The sequence below is a fragment of the Fodinibius salipaludis genome, from assembly GCF_002287075.1.
GTDB classification, from domain to species: Bacteria; Bacteroidota; Rhodothermia; order Balneolales; family Balneolaceae; genus Fodinibius; species Fodinibius salipaludis.
Genome location: NZ_NSKE01000006.1, coordinates 63,255 through 82,872, shown reverse-complemented (window position 1 = coordinate 82,872; position 19,618 = coordinate 63,255). Strand labels below are relative to the sequence as shown.

General features: G+C 39.2%; 21 protein-coding genes. 2 read left to right on the top strand and 19 right to left on the bottom strand.

The features are described 5' to 3' along the window. Positions 1 to 17 precede the first annotated feature (17 nt). Complete coding sequence (locus CK503_RS09260; RefSeq protein ID WP_095606528.1) at positions 18 to 2,615, top strand: alpha/beta fold hydrolase; 2,598 nt, start codon at positions 18 to 20, stop codon at positions 2,613 to 2,615. 5 nt (positions 2,616 to 2,620) lie between these two features. Here the strand turns inward: CK503_RS09260 and CK503_RS09255 are convergent, their stop codons facing one another. The 8 genes from CK503_RS09255 to CK503_RS09225 all read right to left on the bottom strand — a co-directional run bounded on the left by CK503_RS09255 (position 2,621) and on the right by CK503_RS09225 (position 7,832). Then, entirely contained in the window at positions 2,621 to 3,175 is a 555-nt protein-coding gene (locus CK503_RS09255) for a tetratricopeptide repeat protein (RefSeq protein ID WP_095606527.1), read from the bottom strand. A 63-nt stretch (positions 3,176 to 3,238) separates the two neighbouring features. Continuing rightward, positions 3,239 to 4,219, bottom strand: coding sequence for a Gfo/Idh/MocA family protein (locus CK503_RS09250; protein ID WP_095606526.1), 981 nt, complete (start codon positions 4,217 to 4,219; stop codon positions 3,239 to 3,241). A 42-nt stretch (positions 4,220 to 4,261) separates the two neighbouring features. Further along, positions 4,262 to 4,717, bottom strand: coding sequence for a dCTP deaminase/dUTPase family protein (locus CK503_RS09245; RefSeq protein ID WP_095606525.1), 456 nt, complete (start codon positions 4,715 to 4,717; stop codon positions 4,262 to 4,264). Positions 4,718 to 4,790: 73 nt separating this feature from the next. After that, entirely contained in the window at positions 4,791 to 6,233 is a 1,443-nt protein-coding gene (locus CK503_RS09240) for a lipase maturation factor family protein (RefSeq protein WP_095606711.1), read from the bottom strand. Positions 6,234 to 6,303: 70 nt separating this feature from the next. After that, complete coding sequence (locus CK503_RS09235) at positions 6,304 to 6,771, bottom strand: GNAT family N-acetyltransferase (protein ID WP_095606524.1); 468 nt, start codon at positions 6,769 to 6,771, stop codon at positions 6,304 to 6,306. Between the two features lie 235 nt (positions 6,772 to 7,006). Next, positions 7,007 to 7,183 carry a YegP family protein gene (locus CK503_RS16125; protein ID WP_176466270.1) on the bottom strand — a complete coding sequence of 59 codons (177 nt, stop codon included), beginning with the start codon at positions 7,181 to 7,183 and terminating at the stop codon, positions 7,007 to 7,009. 134 nt (positions 7,184 to 7,317) lie between these two features. Continuing rightward, positions 7,318 to 7,578: a hypothetical protein gene (locus CK503_RS09230; RefSeq protein WP_095606523.1), complete on the bottom strand. Its 261-nt coding sequence runs from the start codon at positions 7,576 to 7,578 to the stop codon at positions 7,318 to 7,320. Positions 7,579 to 7,634: 56 nt separating this feature from the next. Then, entirely contained in the window at positions 7,635 to 7,832 is a 198-nt protein-coding gene (locus CK503_RS09225) for a hypothetical protein (protein ID WP_095606522.1), read from the bottom strand. A 760-nt stretch (positions 7,833 to 8,592) separates the two neighbouring features. On the opposite strand from CK503_RS09225, the gene CK503_RS09220 reads away from it, so the two are divergent. After that, a complete protein-coding gene (locus CK503_RS09220) occupies positions 8,593 to 9,294 on the top strand; it encodes a DNA-binding domain-containing protein (RefSeq protein WP_095606521.1) in 702 nt (233 codons plus the stop codon). Positions 9,295 to 9,708: 414 nt separating this feature from the next. On the opposite strand, the gene CK503_RS09215 is transcribed toward CK503_RS09220, so the two are convergent. The 11 genes from CK503_RS09215 to CK503_RS09165 form a co-directional block, all read right to left on the bottom strand. Further along, on the bottom strand, positions 9,709 to 11,217 hold the full coding sequence (locus CK503_RS09215; protein WP_095606520.1) for an SIR2 family protein: 1,509 nt from the start codon (positions 11,215 to 11,217) through the stop codon (positions 9,709 to 9,711). 188 nt (positions 11,218 to 11,405) lie between these two features. Next, positions 11,406 to 11,711 carry a putative quinol monooxygenase gene (locus CK503_RS09210; protein ID WP_095606710.1) on the bottom strand — a complete coding sequence of 102 codons (306 nt, stop codon included), beginning with the start codon at positions 11,709 to 11,711 and terminating at the stop codon, positions 11,406 to 11,408. A gap of 780 nt (positions 11,712 to 12,491) precedes the next feature. Continuing rightward, positions 12,492 to 12,923, bottom strand: coding sequence for a hypothetical protein (locus tag CK503_RS09205; protein ID WP_095606519.1), 432 nt, complete (start codon positions 12,921 to 12,923; stop codon positions 12,492 to 12,494). A gap of 172 nt (positions 12,924 to 13,095) precedes the next feature. Further along, the gene (locus tag CK503_RS09200; RefSeq protein ID WP_095606518.1) at positions 13,096 to 13,521 is read right to left on the bottom strand and encodes a hypothetical protein; all 426 of its coding nucleotides are present in this window, start codon (positions 13,519 to 13,521) and stop codon (positions 13,096 to 13,098) included. Between the two features lie 203 nt (positions 13,522 to 13,724). Continuing rightward, positions 13,725 to 14,141 (bottom strand): hypothetical protein, encoded by a 417-nt coding sequence (locus tag CK503_RS09195; protein WP_141239912.1) that lies wholly within the window; start codon positions 14,139 to 14,141, stop codon positions 13,725 to 13,727. Between the two features lie 250 nt (positions 14,142 to 14,391). Then, on the bottom strand, positions 14,392 to 15,882 hold the full coding sequence (locus tag CK503_RS09190; protein ID WP_095606516.1) for an ArnT family glycosyltransferase: 1,491 nt from the start codon (positions 15,880 to 15,882) through the stop codon (positions 14,392 to 14,394). A gap of 163 nt (positions 15,883 to 16,045) precedes the next feature. Further along, on the bottom strand, positions 16,046 to 16,681 hold the full coding sequence (locus CK503_RS09185) for a DUF998 domain-containing protein (RefSeq protein ID WP_095606515.1): 636 nt from the start codon (positions 16,679 to 16,681) through the stop codon (positions 16,046 to 16,048). A 128-nt stretch (positions 16,682 to 16,809) separates the two neighbouring features. Continuing rightward, positions 16,810 to 17,901, bottom strand: a complete 1,092-nt coding sequence (locus CK503_RS09180; RefSeq protein ID WP_095606514.1) for a DUF5694 domain-containing protein — start codon at positions 17,899 to 17,901, stop codon at positions 16,810 to 16,812. Positions 17,902 to 18,088: 187 nt separating this feature from the next. Beyond that, the gene (locus CK503_RS15995; protein ID WP_141239911.1) at positions 18,089 to 18,268 is read right to left on the bottom strand and encodes a hypothetical protein; all 180 of its coding nucleotides are present in this window, start codon (positions 18,266 to 18,268) and stop codon (positions 18,089 to 18,091) included. A 305-nt stretch (positions 18,269 to 18,573) separates the two neighbouring features. Continuing rightward, positions 18,574 to 18,900 carry a hypothetical protein gene (locus tag CK503_RS09170; protein ID WP_095606512.1) on the bottom strand — a complete coding sequence of 109 codons (327 nt, stop codon included), beginning with the start codon at positions 18,898 to 18,900 and terminating at the stop codon, positions 18,574 to 18,576. A 43-nt stretch (positions 18,901 to 18,943) separates the two neighbouring features. Then, on the bottom strand, positions 18,944 to 19,534 hold the full coding sequence (locus tag CK503_RS09165; RefSeq protein ID WP_095606511.1) for a flagellar basal body-associated FliL family protein: 591 nt from the start codon (positions 19,532 to 19,534) through the stop codon (positions 18,944 to 18,946). Positions 19,535 to 19,618: the final 84 nt, after the last annotated feature.

The window sequence follows — 19,618 nt, the reverse complement described above, 5'->3', positions numbered from 1 at the left end:
TGGCAGAGATTAATTAGATGATAAAGAACATAACAGGGTGGAAAAGATACGTACTTATTTATATTGTTGCTCTGGCACTTTCTCATCTTGTTATAAGTATTTTTCAGAATCCGCTACCTGATCAGGAAGATCCCAACAAGACGGTACAATTAACTGTAGTTAAAGCTGATCAGTCGCTTTCTGATAAAGAAATAACCATTGGTTATGAGGATATATACAGCGGATCAGAAGAAAATCCTCCCATTTTATTACTGTTGCCCGGTGGTCCCGAAGGTCCTGAGGTATTTCAAGAGATAATACCGGATTTGTCCTCAGAAATGAGGATCTTAGTACCTCATTTGCCGGGTTACGGAAGTGGGAATGATGATCTGCCCAGCTATTCATTCAAGACCTCATCAATATATACATTTCAGTTTTTAGATTCGCTTGATATCTCCGGAGCTCATGTGTTTGGTTTTGGATTGGGCGGTCCCAGTGCCATCCATTTGGCACATGACCATCCTGAAAAAATAGCTTCGATAGGACTTATTGCCTCAGTAGGAGTGCAAGAGCTGGAACTGTTGGGTAGCTATCGTTTAAATCATGCTGTGCATGGTATGCAGTTGGGAGCAGTATGGCTGCTACACAATACGATTCCACATTTTGGTCTTTTTAATGCCATTGATATTGATGTTTCCTATGCGAAAAGGCACTACGAATCTGATCAGAGACCGCTTAGATCCCAGCTAAAAGAGCTTGGTAAGCCCATGATCATATTGCATGGTAAGGAAGATCCCTTGGTACCACTGGCTGCCGCTCAGGAGCATTATCGCATTGTACCGCATAGCAAATTACAGCTATATGATGCGGATCACGATCTCCTGGAGACCCATAGCGATTCGGTCAGTCAGACTATTATATCATTTATTACTGACGTTGAAGAAGGTAGGGCAACAACGGCAGATAATGCCTCCAAAGAACGAATAAAAGAAGCCGAGAAGTCGTTTTCAAATGTCGATTTCGCTAAGTTTAAAGGTGTTTCGCTTCTGATTATTATGCTGATCATCATTCTGGGTACGCTGATTAGTGAAGACTTGACATGTATTGGAGCAGGATTGTTAGTAGCCCGGGGTCTTATTGGATTTTGGCCGGCAACACTGGCTTGTTTTCTCGGCATTCTTATTGGTGATGTAGGGCTTTATTTGGCGGGAAGAGTACTGGGAAGACCCGCTATCAAGAGGGCGCCTTTCAAATGGATTATATCAGAAAAAGATCTCGAGAAAAGTGCGCAGTGGTTTAAAGTTAAAGGTCCGGCTATTATTATAGCAACCCGGTTTTTACCGGGCAGCAGAATGCCAACATATTTCAGCGCGGGGGTAATAAGGGCCGGTTTCTGGATGTTTATCTTTTATTTTATTCTTGCTGGACTTGTTTGGACCCCCATGCTTGTAGGGATCTCTAAGCTTCTTGGAAACGAGTTGCTACGCTATTTTACACTCTACCAGGATTATGCGATATGGGTATTTTTGGGGGCCGTGATAGGTATCATTATGTTTGTTAAGTTAATTATTCCCGCCTTTAGTTATAAAGGTCGGCGACTGTTACTATCCCGATATCGAAAATTAACGCATTGGCAGTACTGGTGGCCGATTGTTATCTATACGCCCGTAACGCTTTATATTATTTGTTTAGGGATAAAATATCGTTGCCTGACATTATTTACAGCCGTAAATCCGGCTATTCCGGATGGCGGGTTTATTGGAGAATCCAAAAGTGCCATCCTGGATCTATTTGATAATTCATCAGCGGTAGCCCTGTATAAGAAGATTCCTTATGATGATGAGTTTGAAAATATGCTTGATGGTGCCGATCAGTTTATGAAAGAAAATGATTTGAGCTTTCCCATCGTACTAAAGCCGGATGTAGGGGAAAGAGGAAAGGGGGTTAGCGTTATAAAAGATCGATATATTTTACAGGATTATCTTTCAGAATGTTCGGAGGATATCATCATACAGGAGTTTATAGACGGTAATGAAGTAGGGATCTTCTATTATGAAAAGCCACAAGATGAACAAGGGGATATTTTCTCTCTCACAAAAAAGAAGTTGCCACAAATCGTTGGGGACGGACAGCAAACAGTACAGGAGTTAATTTTGTCGGACGATGAGACCGTGAATATGGGCAAAGAGTATCTTAAGCGAAATGAGGATCGTCTGTTTGAGATACCTGACGAAGGAGAGCAATTAACATTAGTTGAAATAGGAACACATGCACAGGGTGCTATCTTCTTCGAAGGCAAAGAACTTATTACCAAAGCCTTAACCAAAAGGATGAATAATATCTGCCATTCAGCAAAAGGCTTTTACTTCGGAAGGTTTGATATAAAAGTTCCCAGTTGCGACAACTTGAAAGAGGGTAGAGAATTAAAAATTATTGAGGTAAATGGCGTAACCTCTGAATCAATAAATATTTATGATGATGGCTATTCCTTTATTGACGGACAGAAAATATTGATGGAACAGTGGAAAATCGCCTTTGAAATAGGACATCAAGTAAGAAGTAATGGGAGTGAAGTATCGTCACTGTTTTCCTTTCTTAAACGGGTGTTTAATCAAACAGTAAAAACAAAAGAGTGATAACTTCAGAAGTATTTTTCTACCATTTCTTTGGCTTTTTCATGATTAAATTCGGCCGCCTTTAGTAAGTCTTGCTCCGCTTTACCCATTTGCTCGGATATTATGTAACTGCATCCCCGATTAAATAGGAGCTCTGCATTTTTCGGGCTGCTTTCAAGGGCTTTGGTAAAGTGAGTAATAGCTTTCTCATGTTCTCCCAACACGTGGGCATAAACCATGGCAGCTCCCTGTTGGGCAACTGTGTTATCAGCATTTATATCGAGAGCTTTTTTAAATTGTGCAAGTGCTTTCTGGGGTTTTTCACTATTGTGATACAGTGTTCCTAACAGCTGATAAAGCTGGTCGTCCTCTGGCTGTTGATCTATTGCAAATAGAAGAAACTTTTCCGCTTCTTCATTATTCCCACTCATGACTTTGATGAGGGCTTTATTTCGTAGAGCCTGGGGATGACCGGGTTCTCTGTTTAAAACTTCATTAAACAGGCGAAGAGCGTGTTCATGGTTTTGTTTATCTAAGTTTTCTTTAGCGCGTTGTAATATTTTTTCTGTCTTTTGACCCATAAATTCTTTGGAAATTCACGTTTTGAATTTTTGAAGATAGCAATTTTATCAGATTCTGAAAGTCTAATCTGATATGGCCTTTGCACTTTTTCTAAAAGCATCAATGGCAGTCATATTGTTAACTGCATTGGTAAGTGGCGTTGGTACGGGATCGTCTTTTATAACAGCATCCGAGAATGCTTTTGCCTGCAGAGTATATTGATTTACCGGTGGAAAAGTAATCTCTTCCTTTTTTCCATTCTTATACAACCAAATCCTTATTGTTTGATCCGGTGGGGCATTAAAGGGGATTTCCATTACTATTCTACCGTCTGTTCCCACAATGGTTACTTGTTGATGAGGTGCAGTTTGTGTAGCACAAGTAAAGGTGGCGGTTCCGGAGTTAAATCTGAGCGTTCCGGATGCTAAATAATCTGTATAAAAGTCAGGATCTATTTTCCAATATCCCGTTATATCTGTTGGTTCTTCATCAAAAAGAAATCGCGAAAGGGAGATACAGTAGCATCCGATATCCATGAGTCCGCCCCCACCTATGTCTGGTTTATTTCGGATATTATCGGGATCATCATTGTAATAAGAGAAAAATGAGTTCACCGTCTTGAGCGTGCCTATCGTTCCATTAGTTACCAGCGCCTTGGCTTTTTTCCACTGTGGATGAAAGCGATACATAAAGGCTTCCATCACTTTTAGCTTTGGATACTCATTTGCCTTTGTCAGCAATTTTCGAGCTTCCTGAGTATTCAGGGCAATGGGTTTCTCGCAAAGCACATGTTTGCCTGCTTCCAGGGCTTCTAACGTTTTTGGCACATGCAAATGGTTTGGCAGGGGATTATAAATAGCGTCGACGGAGGAGTCTGCCAATAGCTTTTTATAGGAACCATATGCATCAGGAATAGTAAGTTTTTGTGCCGTCTTTACTGCTTTTTCCTTTGATCGGGAAGCAATTCCTTTCACAATGCAGTTGTCAGCTTGCTGTATGGCGGGGATAACTTTATCAACGCCTATTTTAGCGGTACTCAGTATGCCCCAGGTTATGGTATCCATCAATAATTGGTGTTAAAAAATTAGCCTTAGTATCCTAAAATATTAGCTGGCCAACAAATATAAGACAGCAAAACGCGCATTTTCTTTAATATTGCAGCCGGGATCGGGAGCAAAAAAGTTAAGGGTGATTTGCTTTCCGTCATGTTGGTTTGGCATCATCGAGGTATTGGCAATTATACCCGCTTTACGGGCATGGGGATGTAGATTAATATATGTTATGGTATCTTCTGCTTCTTTAACCGTCTCATTCATCGTTGCTTGGTAGTGTCCCTGCGGTAGGTTCCACCATCCGTAGTCATCACCCTGACTCTTTTGGGGATTAATCAGTTCCTTTTCCGCGGCTTCAAATTCACTGCCACCAAAGTCCAGCGAACCGGCCTTGGTGAATTTGTGGATTGTATCTATCGTTAAATCAAAATGTGTTTCGTGCTGCTGGGTGTCCTTGTGGATAATAGAATGTAGATGGTTTCCAAGTTCATCTGATTTTAGGAAAAACATGATGTAATACTTTATTGTAAATGATTAGGCGTTTCCAACAAAAAATGAAGAATTTAAGATTCATATACGAAGTTTAATTACTAAAATGCCGTAGATCGTCTATTGACTGAGGAGGTAAATACATGCGTTTAAAGCTCCGCTTCCACCAGTTGCCGGTTTCTTTATATTCCTTGTGGTTAGTAAATTGGTATTTAAAGAGTCGTGCCCGTATATAATTGGGAATTTTATGGTTAAAAGGATTATTTGATAACAGTTTTAACGTATCCTGATTATCTTTTAACAATTTGTAAATGAATTTGAGGAGCCAGGTATTAGATCGAACGGGTGTCATGGCTGCAAACCACATCTGCCAGTCAAGACGAAGATGGTATGGTGCCCACTGTATAGGTATACCTGTGGGATTGCCCGGCTTACCCTTAAACTCATAAGCTTTCCAGGTTGTTTCGGAGTCAAGCTTATGGTCAGTGGTTCCTTCAAGTACAATCTCATACCGGGTTCGTGTTACTGATCCAAATGCACCGTAGGTATTGACTAAATGCAGTGGATTAAAGCTCGCATTCATCCGCTGTTTGGGAGAGATCATATTTTTAATGGGACCAATACTTAAATAGGCGACAACAATTCCAACAATAATAGTAAGTACGCCCAGTATGGAACTGCCCAAGAGTTCTGCCGGTGCAGAAACAGGTATGATAAGTTGTAAATATTGATTGCTTATGCCACTGAATGCCAGCAGGAGCGTCAGCCAGTTTAGCCAAGCGTAATTGCCACTTGTGATGAGGTAGAGCTGAGATAAGATGATCAACAGCGCCCCGATAGTAGCAAATGGTTGAGGCAAAAACAGCAGCCAAACGGCTCCCAATTGGACAATATGGTTACAAAATGTTTCAAACTTGTGGAGTTTACCGGGAAGTAAATGGAAGAATCTGCTTAGAGGGCTGGGCATCGGCTGCGTTTCGTGGTGGTAGTTGAGGCAGGTTAGGTTGCGCCAGCACTTATCACCGCGCATCTTAATAAGTCCGGCCCCAAATTCAACTCTGAAAACCAGCCAGCGGAGGATAAATATCATTATCATGGAACTCTCGTACTGCATGGGACCCAGGAAAATAGCGTAAAATCCAGCTTCGAGCAGTAGTGATTCCCATCCGAAGCCGTAAAAGAGCTGACCAACATTAACAATTGAGAGGTACAGTATCCAAAGTAAAAACCAGATCAGCATGGAAACCCATAAAGGTCCCAGATCGGAAATACCGAAGGCAGCAACTAAAGCAAGGGAAAGTCCCAGCCATGCGATAACGGCAAAAAAGCGATCAGAATAATGCCAGTGAAAAATGCTCGGGGATTTCTTAAACGGGATGCGATTTAAAAAGCGGGGGACTGGCAGCAACCCGTTTTCTCCCAATAGCGGCCTGAATTGATTTATTGCGACCAGGAAGGCGATAGCATAGATGAAGCCCAGTCCACGCTGAATTATGAAGGCGCTGAGCCAATATTCTGACTGGTAGAATCCTTCAATCATAACAAAAGATTAATGCATTGTGATAAAGGAATATCTGTTAAAATTTTAAAACATGCCTTATGCTATGTCAAACAGAGAGCTGTTTTTCCAGTATAAAGAGTGATTTAACCTCCCCATCTATTAAAACTTTCTGCTTATGAACAGTAGAAAAGCCCATTTTGAAATAGAATGGACGATCGAAGGCATCAGATTCGGTATGAAGGGTAGAAATATTCTTAGCGGTAGCAAAATCTTCGAGTGTATCGTATAGTTTCTTGCCTATGCCTTGACCCCGGTTATCGGGATGGCAGTAAAAACAGCTGATATGACCATTGTAATCAAGTTGGCCAATGCCAATTACACGATCATTTATTTCTGCAACGACCGTAAAGTTTTTCAAACAGGTTTCTTCCCAACCACCGAAATGAATGTTGTTGAGAATAGATGAGTGCATTTCTGTTTCGGAAAAACCTTCAGCATTTAAAATGCTTACCGTGTCGCCAAACAGGTGAGCGACCTGTTCAATATCACCTTTTTTGTAGAGTCGAATTTTCATAGATAGGGGATTAAAACTGGTAGTAGAAAACCATCAGGAGTTTAACAAATGGGGAACTCCTTCGTACTTATTAGCTATTAAGTATAGTAAAATTAACTACTTAAAACTAATAAATTTTCTTACATAATAAGTTACTTGTAGTTATCCCGCCAAGTACTTTATATGGAATAACTTATCAAATAAAAAAAGCTGCTCTCCGGGAATGGGGAGCAGCTTTATAGAAGTAAAAAAGTGATTAATAGGAGTTACTTCGTGTATAGCTTGTGCAGTTACCGTTTTCTTTTCCGTCTTTTTTACATTCTTCCTTGTCTTCAAATCCGCCATCGGAGTAGGCTTCGATATCACCGTTCTTGGCTGTTTGTCTCCATCTCCATTCGCCTTTGGCATCTTGGTAAATTTCACATCTTGGCATAGCGCTTTGCTACCTTTGTTTACTTAAAATTATAACTACTTATGTAAATAATGATTCTATTCACTATTTACAAAATTTGAACGTGTAAAAGTAAAAATTATTCGGAAGTTTGTTAAAAAGGATAGCTGAAAAAGCTACCTGCTATTCATCTTTAAATGATAATTGTATTCTGATGAAAAGATGACTTCAAAACCATTTACGTGGCTAACGATAGCAAGCATCAGGAACAAGAGTCCGGAAATTATGAGTACAATATTTGCTCCCTGCAGCAGATAAAAATACAACCGTGTATATTGATCACGAATTATCTTTTTTTGATAATAGTTTCGATTGTTTATATAAGCTCGAAAACTAAAAAAGATGATTATCAGGGCACCCGAAACAATCCAGATCATAATTTTTTTGTTTTATAGGCTAAAATAGATCAGGGTGTTCCTAATTAAATTCCGGGTTAGGGAAGAAGTTTAAAATCGTAGTCCACATTGTCTTTGATTTCCATATTCGGAAGATCGATGGGCACATCGTGTTCATCAGCTTCCTTTTTTAACTTGGTATAGAATGTTCTCGACAAAAGCAGGCGCTGATATTCAACCCCTTTTTCATTGATGTAATCTGTGATAGCATCTCGGAGCCGATCCATTTTTTCCATAAAAGAAATAATATTTTGATAAAAATTGCTTAACTGTTACAAACATAACATAATTTTTTGAAATCAGTAACACAGATGTTTAAAAGGGCAGGGTAGCTTATCCATTACATATGAGGCTGGATAAAAACAATGTAAGTCTGATAACCAAGCAAATTTTGCACGGATAACTCTGCTCTATTAATAGGGGAACCAAGGATCGAGGCGGGGTGTGTTAATTCTCAGTAAAAACATGTTTCTCCCATTCCTTTTTATTGTTACCAAAAAAACGAATCAAAAAAAGTACCGGGGGTTAAACCGTAAAGCCTTATTATCATGCTGATACTTTTTAACTAAGGAGTTCCTTTATGCCCCCTCCCGACCCTCTTTTGATTTCTCCCTACAAGCAGGGAGAAAGACGCGTTGATTGAAGTTGTAATCTATTTAAAAAAGTCTTCCTCCCTAAATAATTAGGGAGGAAACAAAGGTGGGTCAGAAAAATAAACTGTAAGGAATGGCTCGTATAATGGTCTTACTAAACGCAGGGGCTTAAAAAAGCCTGCATCAAGAGATGCCTTTCGCAAGGTATTTCAATTACATAACTACAACAGGGTTACGTCGGGAATATCCCAATAAAAGGCTTTTCGGCATCAAGATGATGAGAATACGGGTAGTAAATGCTATGGCAGAGCGGGCTGTATAGCAAAGTTATTACAGAGAGCACTGTTGGGCTAAACTATTCATCCCATCGTCACCAAAACCCTATTAATGAAAAATAAATACCATGTCATTAAACTATTACTTAGTACCCAATCAAATGAGTAATAACGGTGATAACTTTATTGCCGTCAGCAGTAATACGCAAACCTATACTATCGAAGACGTCTTTGATGAAATCGTCCATCCCGGCTCTACCATAACCAAAGCCGAGGCACTGGCCACCTTCGAGTCGTTAACCGATGGCATCATGAAGCTGGTGCGCCGGGGCAACTCCGTCGTGACCCCGCTGGTGAATATTCGGTCGGATATCAAGGGCGTTTTTGAAACAGATGAGTCATCCTATGACTCCTCCAGGCAGCAAGTGGTGGTCAATATGTCGCCGGGGCTTCGCCTGCGCTCGGTAGAGAATGAGATAGAGGTCACCAAAGTTACGCCTCAAAAGCGCGAGCCGAAGTTGTTTCATTATTATGACAATAGCTCCGATAGCAGTGACGAGTCTATCACCCCGGAAAAGGGCGCACGCATTACCGGTGATATGCTCAAATTTGATGAAGGGGATACCGACCAGGGTATTTTCTTTGTGAATACCGATGACGGTACCGAAACCCGTCTCGATAACAGCCTGCTCCGCAATATGCCGAGCGAGCTGATCTTTAATAATCCCGCCTTGCCGGCCGGCAACTACGAGCTGCAAGTGCGCACGGGACTATTAAATGGGTCATCCATCCGTACAGGCAGGCTTTCGGGCACGCTAACGGTAGCTTAATGATACATTAATCATAAGTATATATCATCAAGTGATATTAAGGTATTTAGGAGACTTAGAAAGAGGCCTCTTCATGTATCTGTGGGCTTAGGGTTAGGCCCAGAAGAGGCCGTTACTTACACATGCCGGGTTCTTGGCTCAGGACCCGGCATTTTTTTTATGGGATACACAGTGCTTTCCGTGTGCTTTTAACCATATACCTACCGGTTTGTGCAACGATCCCCTAAGGGGTAATCCAATTTTCCCTATAGGGTTAGTACAATTATCCCTTAAGGGATAGTCGAATTATTACTATAGGGATATTTTCTTGAGGGGTAGGAGACAAGGAGATGGCGGGACCAGTGACGGATTATGCCATCAAAGTAAGACATTTTTCAGGAGTAATTTAAAGGCTGGTTATGGAACTTTCTTTAGTTATTCTTCTTCACCATATTTCTTTAAGTCATATGCACATATCAACTTTCTAAATGGTGTAGCATTTTTATCTTCAAAATCTCGCAAGAAAAGTTCTGCCTCTCCTAAATCCACTCTTTCATTTATGATCGACCAAAGAATTGCGTCATATTTATTACTATCAGAAATGGATTCATCATCCATTATTTGATCAATACTTTGATTGTCTGATTCACATGAATCGTGTACACGATCTAAAGCGGCTTCAACCTTCTCTATCTGTTGTTCTTTTAACCTTTCAGATTCTTCGATATCAGCAATATTACTGAATGCAAATATTGGGAAGTATCTGTTTACCTGAATAGTTTGGTCATTAACTAGTTCTAAGAGTTTCTCTTTAGATTCCTCAACTATGCTAAAGTAGTTTGTAATAATTTCAGAAGGTGACTGATGACGGTATTCAATAGTTTTCTTTGACCCAATAGCTAATATTTTATCTCTATTATCTAAATTTTCTAGGTCATCTGATATATTTACTTCTATCTCTCCACCTGTATTAATTTCTTTAACTACTGTTTGAACTTTTCTGACATCCATAGCAGAAACAGGCAGTGTTAGATCTGCTAAAGAGTCATAAATAGCACTGAAATTATCAGTCTTTATTTTATAGATCCTTATAGTGGTTAATCCCTCTATATCTACATCATGTTCAACAATATTGGTTGATGTGGAACCTTCATCATATTCAACTAGTAAAAAATTCTCTCTAATCTTTTTCGCTTGATCAGAGTTTGGCTCAACATAAGTAAAAATCGTTTTCAGTAAACGTTTTATATTAGCATCACTAATTTCATACCCTAAGAATATGATAGGATTATGAATAAATATTGATAATAGTTGCGCTCTTATTAGTTCGTACTTCTCTCGAAAATAATCGTAATCTTCTTCAGAAATAATAATTCTTGATGGGGTAGAGACACAGCCATGAATCTTATATACAGCGCCGTAAGGATTACTTAATAAAATATCATTCCCTATCAAGGGATTAAAATTGAATATCTCTTCAATAAATGAATCATAGTTGGTAGTAACTATCGAAGCTATATTCTTTCTGATCTGGCGCAATTTGTCAATTTCTTCCTTCTTTTCCTCCTTTAATTCTACTTCACTAAGAATTTTTGACAAATATATTTTAAAACGGCTAATATTATTTCCGTCTTCCATTTCTTCATAAAAAATATCATTTATTTCTTCGAACTTGCCGCTTCTATTATTTTTTAAATAGTTATTAAAATCTTCTTCGATGATAGTTGCTATTTTGGGAAAGTTATATTCACCCTCACTGTCTTTATGTTCACACTCAGATTTTATGTCTAGGTAATATTCATCATTTCCTTTAAAATCACGGCATACTTTTTTTAGAAGATCATTCCAGTCATATGAATTTTTTAAATACCTTAAACTCATTCCGGTACCGATAAAAAGAACTGGATGATTTCTGAAGTTTGAAATGAATTCTTTAATCTCCATGGAATATGTTTTTAAAAGTAAATTTCAACTCAATGAAAGTTCTATAACCTTAGTTTATTCAAACTAAAACCCATGGTATATATCTAAACCGTAAGATGCAATAGGGGAGAATGCCATATCAATAAATGGAAGGGAGGCAAAGAGATCAGCGATCCCTGCCTGCGTTAAAGCGCTGGGTATACCACTCATTAGATCTCTTCGGATATTAGTCCATGTCCACCGATCGGCTCCGTTTCCGTTTGCTCACCAAATTCTGCTATTAAGGGTCGGCCTTTGTTGATAGCTTCTTGCACCGAAGGAAGCGAAAGTGAAGCTTTATGGCTCTCTTTGCTATCCCAGACTTCAGTAACCCAAATTGTATCTTCATTTTCTGGATCTTTTGAAATGATATAACTCAGACAATCCGGCATGTCAGCTGTTCCTTCTAACAGGATTTTGATTAGGTCATCTCGCTGATCAGTTTTGGCAGTTATTTTCCCTATTAATCCATACATATTTAGATCCGGTTTGGTTTTTTTAATGACTATTAATTGTGTCAGGGTAGAGACAAAGCCAGCTGTCGCCGCGCTGGTCATGTTTCAAAATTTTTCATTGTATTCAATAGTAGTATAACAACTTTGTAGCCTACTACGCCGAAGTAGCTAAGCTACGTAGGCTGTACATAACCGCCGCACGGGTCAACGCTAATTTAATTTCCCGTTTACTATTTGGCAACAAGAAAATAAAACAAAGCAAGAGAGGGAGGTGCGTCTCCTTGATGCGTGGTTCGGTAGGCGAACCTTATTTCTTTAAAGTTGGTTGACTTAGAGAAATCGAATTTAGTAGCTGACAAGCTTTGAAGGCTAAGATAAAAATTAAACTAACGCCACAAATAAAGCCTAATTTATATGCAAGCGACTCACTTGAAAATAAGGCAGGCGTTAAGTGATTAATTAATATGTCGTATATCTTTAAGAAAGATAAAATTACAATAGATGTTGTAAATAATTTCTTCATGGATTAATCATTTGATGAAAGTTAAACTAATTCTACAAAATAAATTTAGCTTTCGCCACCTAACCTTAGCTTATCCATATTAAAAAACCATGGTAGATATCTAAACCGCAAGATGAAACAGGGGAGGTAATCTGAGCTTGATCAACGAACCCGGTTGCCAGCGATAGGTTTGAAACGAGAATTTATTGTAATACTGTACCGAAAGATATAAGTGAGGACTGTCGACTTGACATTTTTCTTTTTAAAGGGGTTAGGTGTACTGTAACTTTTGGAAAAAGCTAATAGTCATTTAACAACTGCTCTTTTTGCCACTTTTTAACAGTTTCCATTTCGTTCAAATGATTGCCTATTACATAACTTAGAATCCAGGTATAGCCATAAAAAGTAAAAAGAGGAAGTACCATTAGTAGAAAGTCAGCAACAGTATTTCCTATATCAAATAATTGGGAGATTATTAGAGGAATAATAACAGTAGCGAGAAATATACCGATAGATTTATACCATTTTGCTTTGAATAAATGCCATAGCATAAATGGAGTAAAAAGAACCGCTAATATCAAGAGTCCCATCATAATCAGGCCATAAGGCATCCAAACTATTCCTGCTCCTGCAACGCAACTATATTTTTCGTATTGCAACCAATATTGCAATTGACTAAGAGAATGTTCTTCAATCGTTTTTGCGCTGGCAAGAATATCTGATTCATTCATTTGTTGATAAAGATAATAGTGTACACCTAACCTCAGTTTATCATAGTAAATACTATGGTAGATACCTAACCCGTAAGATGCCAAAAAAGAGGGAATGCTATGCTGATAAATAGCAGGGAGGCAAGGAAATAGGGAGACCTGTCCACATCGTGCGCTGGTTAGGTGGATGCTATTATACTTCAGAAATGGTAATCCATGAATGTTTACCAAAGGTTAAGGTGTAAATAACATAGATGGCCACTATCAATGTCAATAAATGGATAATGGATGTAGTTGTTTGAAAACCTTCAAGAAGATATTCTGAACCAACCTCTGCGATCAATAATAGAAAGAAAACTACCAACCCTTTATTATAAAACTGATTGCCTTGAATATTAACTTTAAGTTCATTCTTCTCATTTAGCTGTAATTTTTTAGAGTGACTTCCTTTTCCGAACCAACCAATTTTGGCTTGAATGGTGGCTTCATTGCTGTCCAGCAACACTTTCTGTTGGCTGTTATTCTGTAAATTTGCAACGTGTTCATCATCAACAACAATTGAATAGGATCGTAATCTAAAAATGTTTTCTTTTGGTCGATTTAAAGTCAATTGATTCATAGTTATGTAAGTTTAATTTGTGAAGCCACTTAACCTTAGTTTATTATCCTAAAACCTATGGTAGATATCTAAACCATAAGATGCAAAAAAAGAGGGAATACTATGCTCAATAAATGGAAGGGAGGCAAGGGAATGGCGAGGCCTACGCTGGCTCAATCCATCGGGGACCAAGTTAATTCATGGGTTATACCTTCATTCCAAAGTCAATTTATTTTCGTTTCATCTACAGTGAATGAGATCGTTCTTCCTGATTTCGTTCGGCTTTCTACTACAAAATGCCAATCTCCATCAGGAATATCCCAGAACCAATTTTTCCCGCTAATATACATTTGATCAGTAAGCTCTTTTGTCTCTTCCGGAGCAATCCTGTAAACGATTAACTCATCGGGACATACGTATTTACCTGGAGGTCGGTTATACCAAACCGGTTCACTATTTTTATTATTAGCAATAATGTTGAATGCGCAGGGTCCTGTTTCAATTCTGGCTGTATCAGTACCGATATTTTTTGCCTTTATCTTTGTATTTAGTGAGTTATCAGAGGCAGACCATAAGATTTCGCCATGAAATTGTATCTCTCCATTTATCTGTACCTCATGAGTGGGTGCCTTGGTATCCACGATTATATTGCCTGTGTCTTGACAGCCGGGGATGTATATGCAAAGGAAAACAAGCAGAACAAATTCTCTAATCATAAATAAAAGGCGTAACGATATTGCACATAACCTGCAGGTGTCTGAATATCGAATTGGTTTAAAACGAAAATATTAACTAATAAATGGAAGGGAGGCAAGCAGATGGCGAGGCTTGAGGTGTCCCGATCCATAGGGGTCCGCATTAATGTACGGGTTTGCTGGTTGTTGGTATGCTTTAATCAAAAACATGCTCCTCATATTCAGCCCACCACTCTGCGATGTTCACTTTTGGCTTTCTACATATATATAATGGAATCCCATTTTCTTCGCCAATCGCATATTTGTGATAAATCATTTTAACCAATTTCACTTCTTCAAATACCTGTTCTACCGACTCTTTTTCATTGCCTATGCTGATCCAAACTTTTGCATTCGGATTGTCAAATCCCCAAAGCCAAAAACTACCGTGACGACTTATAGGATCTGGCAACCCGTATTTGTTACCGATGATCTGCAATGCCCCGGCTTCGCCATGGTTTTCAGCCCAAAGTACAATGTCTTCTTGTTCCAATGAATCAAGGCTCTGATAAATACTATCCACAAGTTGCACTTGTTCCTCCCAGCCGAACATATCCGCATAATCACCGGTCAACTCAATCCGTTCGTTTTCTTCTTCCAGGTCCATATAAGCTACATACTGCTCGATGGGCAGTAAGGGGGTAGCCTCCGGGATAAATGGAAGGCTTGGTAGAAAAATTAAACCTGCGACTGCATAATTCCAGTGGCGTTTTGTTTGCTGTAACCAAGCTTCCAGTTTAACAGAACCGGCTGCGAACAGCACCGGATAAGCCCCGAAAAAATAGTATACTTTGGCTTGTAAAAGCCAAAAAGTGAGGAAAATGATGCCAACAGCTATACCCACACTTCGATACATTTTTAAGCGTTGACCTCTGAAAAGGGCAATTCCCCCAATAAGTGATACGGCCAAGGTGAAGATTGAATCCAGTTGCCCAAAGATAAAAGCGAAAGCACCTTGTCCATCCAGCTGTTCGGATTGCAGTTCTGCGAGGTGGAGTAATTCGGGCCAATCGTGCTGATACTGCCAAATGATGTTCGGTAGAAAGATGAGCAGGGCGATAAGCCCTGCGCCATAGATTCCGAGCGACTTGTATAGACGCCCTTTGTTATAAAACAACAAGCCGACGGCAACCCCGAACCCCCAAACGAGCATCAGATATTTATTCATAAGCCCGACACCGCCTACCACACCCAGAAGAAATAGCCATGATGTCCGTTTGGTTTTTAGGTACTTAATTAAGACGAAAAAGCCCAACGTCCAGAAAAATTGATTGAATGCTACCGGCTGAAACAGGGTATGGTTTCGGTAAAAAGAAACAAACGCTAACACACATAATCCGGCCAGTAAAACAGCCCAATATTTACCACCCAGTTCTTTGGCCATGTAGCAACACAGGATCAGGATACCTATCCCGGCCAGGGTAGGGAAAAGCCGTACACCCATTAAAGAATAGTCAAACAACCAGTAGGGGAGCTTTCCAATCAATGCAATAAACGGGGGAAATTCTATAAACCCCCAATCCAAATGCTCACTTGCTGATAAATGCAGCAACTCATCCCGATGGAATCCGTAATTTTGGTTCCCATACCAATGGACGGCCAGCTTAAATAGACACAATACAGTAACAATGGGCAGATATTTTTTCAATACATTTACTGGAATAAATTAAATTTTGCTTATTTGGTATTCGCAAATTCTACTATAAAGGTTTCAGAGGATAAGGTTATAACCAATGATAGATTAAACCCTCTATATTAGGTTTTAATCTATTAATACTACGATTTGATTGAATTATTCCCTGCCAATCCCATTATTTTAATCTCTTGTTATATTTTATCAAGAATACCGAAAAATAAATTATCCAAAAAAGATACATGGCTTCTGTGATCCTTTGAAGTAAACCAGCAATCGGACTATTAGCATTAAGAAGAAATACCATACCAAAAGTAAATACGGCTATGCTAAGAAGTGTTGAAAGCCTGAAAAGCACTTTAAAGTTGGCTAACTTCTTAAAACCAACTCCTGTAAAATATATACTGAATGGTGTTAACGCATATGTGAAAAGACTCAGAACGGTATGAATGAATTGGGATACACTCGAATCCGAATAATTACGATTACACCCAAAGTCACACGGAAATACACTTACTAATGAGGTGAATATTCCATAAAGAATTCCAAAACCAATAAGACCAATAAATATGTATTTATTGTCTTTTAATTTTTTTGCCACCATAAAGTGGAAAAATCCAATCAATAAACCACTGGGAATATAGCCTAACCAGCGCAGCAAATGCCCGTATTCAGTACCATAAGCATATGATTCACTGATATACTGAGAGATATGGCTATAACCATCAAAAAGAGCGCCACCGATGGCAGTGGTAATCATAAATAGAAACGCTCCCAGTATTCCAGAATAATTTAGAAGGTCATTTTTGAACATGGTTTTTTCTGGAATTCAAAGGCAGCTAACCTTAGTTTATTCATTCTAAACCCCATTGTAGATTTCTAATCCGTAACATGCAAAAGAGAGAAGTGCCCCCGCTTAATACGTAGGGCAGACATTTATATCTATTCTTTTATTAGATCACTTAGATGTATCACTTCAATTCCCATCATCTCTTTTAGATAAGAATCAAGAAATGACTTATGAGAAGCCCCTATGGTAATTAAAACGCGACCACCCGGCTTGCGAGCAGTTGCAGAACGAATATGAGCAGCATGTCTCAGATTGCGTTCTTCCCAAAGAGCAAGCCGAGAGCGTAAGGTTTTGTTAGAAGTTTCAAGAAAAATATTACGCCATTGTCTTTCTTTGTCTCTATCAATAAAGGCAGGAGAATTCATATACTGGTATAAAGGGAACCATGTACTGTCTTCGACTCCTTGTTCCAAAAGATTTCCCTGTTTGACTAAATATGGAGCATTCCTTAATGCTTGTACCGTAGAATCATCTAATTCTTTATCAAGTTGAGTGTCATTTTTTGAATAATAACTATCTTTCTCCAAATGATCATCTATGGGATATACCCGTTGTAAATTTAACAGATGAGCAAGCCGAAGTGAAATCGATGCAGTTTCGTCTGCAGCGTTGAGGGTCTCAGTGAGCCCTTTTACAGCACTTTCGGAAATAACCGATTGATTCGATTGAGTCTCTTCACTCAAATAAGACCATTGCAGGGCAGCCGTATGCAAACGGTAAGAAGCAAGCAGATGGTTGATTAGTTCTAATCTTGTACTGTCAGTAATTTCTTGTGTGCGTTGAGCTTTGCCCAACAGAGAGTCAGCTGTCATGTTCGCTTTTCGCCAAGAAATATCAAGCGCTTCTTGTGCCGCTGATCCATATTTAAGTTGTTCCTTTGCAAAAGAAATAAGCCATGAGTCATAAGGGCCGCCCCGTCGTTCCATCTCGGCAATTTGGGCACCTGGCAGTACTTCTACGCCAATTAAAGTGGGTGAATAGTCTTCTAAAACATTGACTAAAGAATCAACAAGTGTTGGAGAAAAAACGTCCTCATAATGGCTAATGTGATGCGTGGCTAAAACAAGGACTTTTGTTTTGTCAATATTGTCTCCGGTAGCGGATGATTCTTCTGAAGGTTGGCCAACAACGGAATTGGAGAAAGCTAAACTAAAAATGGAAAATAATATTAAAAGGAAACGCATAGTAAGAATTGTGCTTAAGAATTATAGTCTTGATTTATGTTAGGGTAATACAGATGTACATGATGAGTGCTGGATAGCGGTTGGCGTTACAGCTGCAGGTGCCAAAGTGCTGAAATTATCTGAAAATAAAATTGTAATCATAAAAAATGAGGGAGGGCATCACGTTTAACAGGCATGTAAAACAGTTTTAAACTTTAGGAGGTCCCCGGTCATCATAATCCGGATCCGCAAAGAATACGAAAAGAACACCTGCGGCGGCAATGACAACCAGCACTTCCAGCGCCAGGAACCCAACAGCAATATGAGCTTCTTCTGATTTGATCCTTGAATCTCTTAGCTGGGTATCGTAGGTCTGAACGTAGGTCATTGGTGACTGGTATATCGGACTCCACCTGAGTTCATTGGATGATTCGATGCGCCAGGGGCACAGAAAGACTATCACAAGTATCAGGCTGGCAACGGCCGTTGCAACGACGGTATTTTGCTGCTCATTCATTTTGTAAAAGGTAAAGGATTATATGGGAATATAATCTCTTCTTTAACATCACAAATCCGACGTAATATTGAAACTAAAACATCTAAGGATTTTGGAGTCTTAAAAAAAACAAAAAGTTCGGGAGTTGATATAAGGTTGTGATTGACGGACAATCCCATCCATTGAGTGAGGAGGGCTTACTTTTGATCCAGCTTACGCTGAGTTAGATAAGATAAACACCAGATAACGCCCCATCCAGCGCCGGCATACCACCACTGGAAATATAAAAGCACTCCTGTATTGGTGGCATAAAGGAGGTGGGTAAACCAATCGGGGGCGGTGGTTTCAGCCTTATTCATCATATTCATAAAACCATCACCGAAGTAGACAAGCAGTTTAACAAAAAGCAGCAGTCCCGTATATCCCCAAACAAGACCTTTTAAGAAGAAGTTGGAAGTTAGCACTGCAGCGATAATGGCAGCGGTTGCCAGGATATCAACAATAACATCTTTGAGCCACGACATAGAAAAATATATTCTTAATTGGATGTGATTTTATAGCATCCAATTAAAGAATAGTAAGGCTTTTAATCCAAACTAATTCACTGGCATTTTTTCCAATATCATCTCTTTTCAACGAACTTTTAAGGGTCCATCCCTCTTTGGTTGATGAGGCATTGACCAAGTATCCTTCGATGCGAATAATATGTCCCTCTCTGAGTGTGTTTATCTTCTCTCGTATCTGCTTTGTTGAGCCGATTAAATGCATATTGGATGCGTTTTTCCACATCTCGGTTTTCTCGATGGGAGGTTTCGCCATTTCATAATAAAAGGAACGGTCAGATTGACGAACCATCATTGAGCTTAGATTACGCTCATCAGACATCGGGCCCCAACCAACAACAATATCAGTAGGAGCGAGATCTGAATACTGATCAAAATAGTAATTTTTTATTGAAAGTATCCGCGCCTCGAGATCAATATTGGCTTTGGGGGTTATATCAAAACCTTTGTAATTGAACGTATCGGCATTATAGGTAACTTCCTGAACAGGGGCTTCAGGTGCTACCACGCCGGGTCCATGTTCTACCGGATGCGTGGTCCAGTAGTAATAGACACCGCCAATCAGTAAAATGACAAAAAGAATGTGTTTAATCATAATAGGGTCCTGTTTACTATCATGTTTATATAATCAAGATAGTAAAAGCGCCATTTGTTACAAGTTAAAAAAGATTTATGTAGG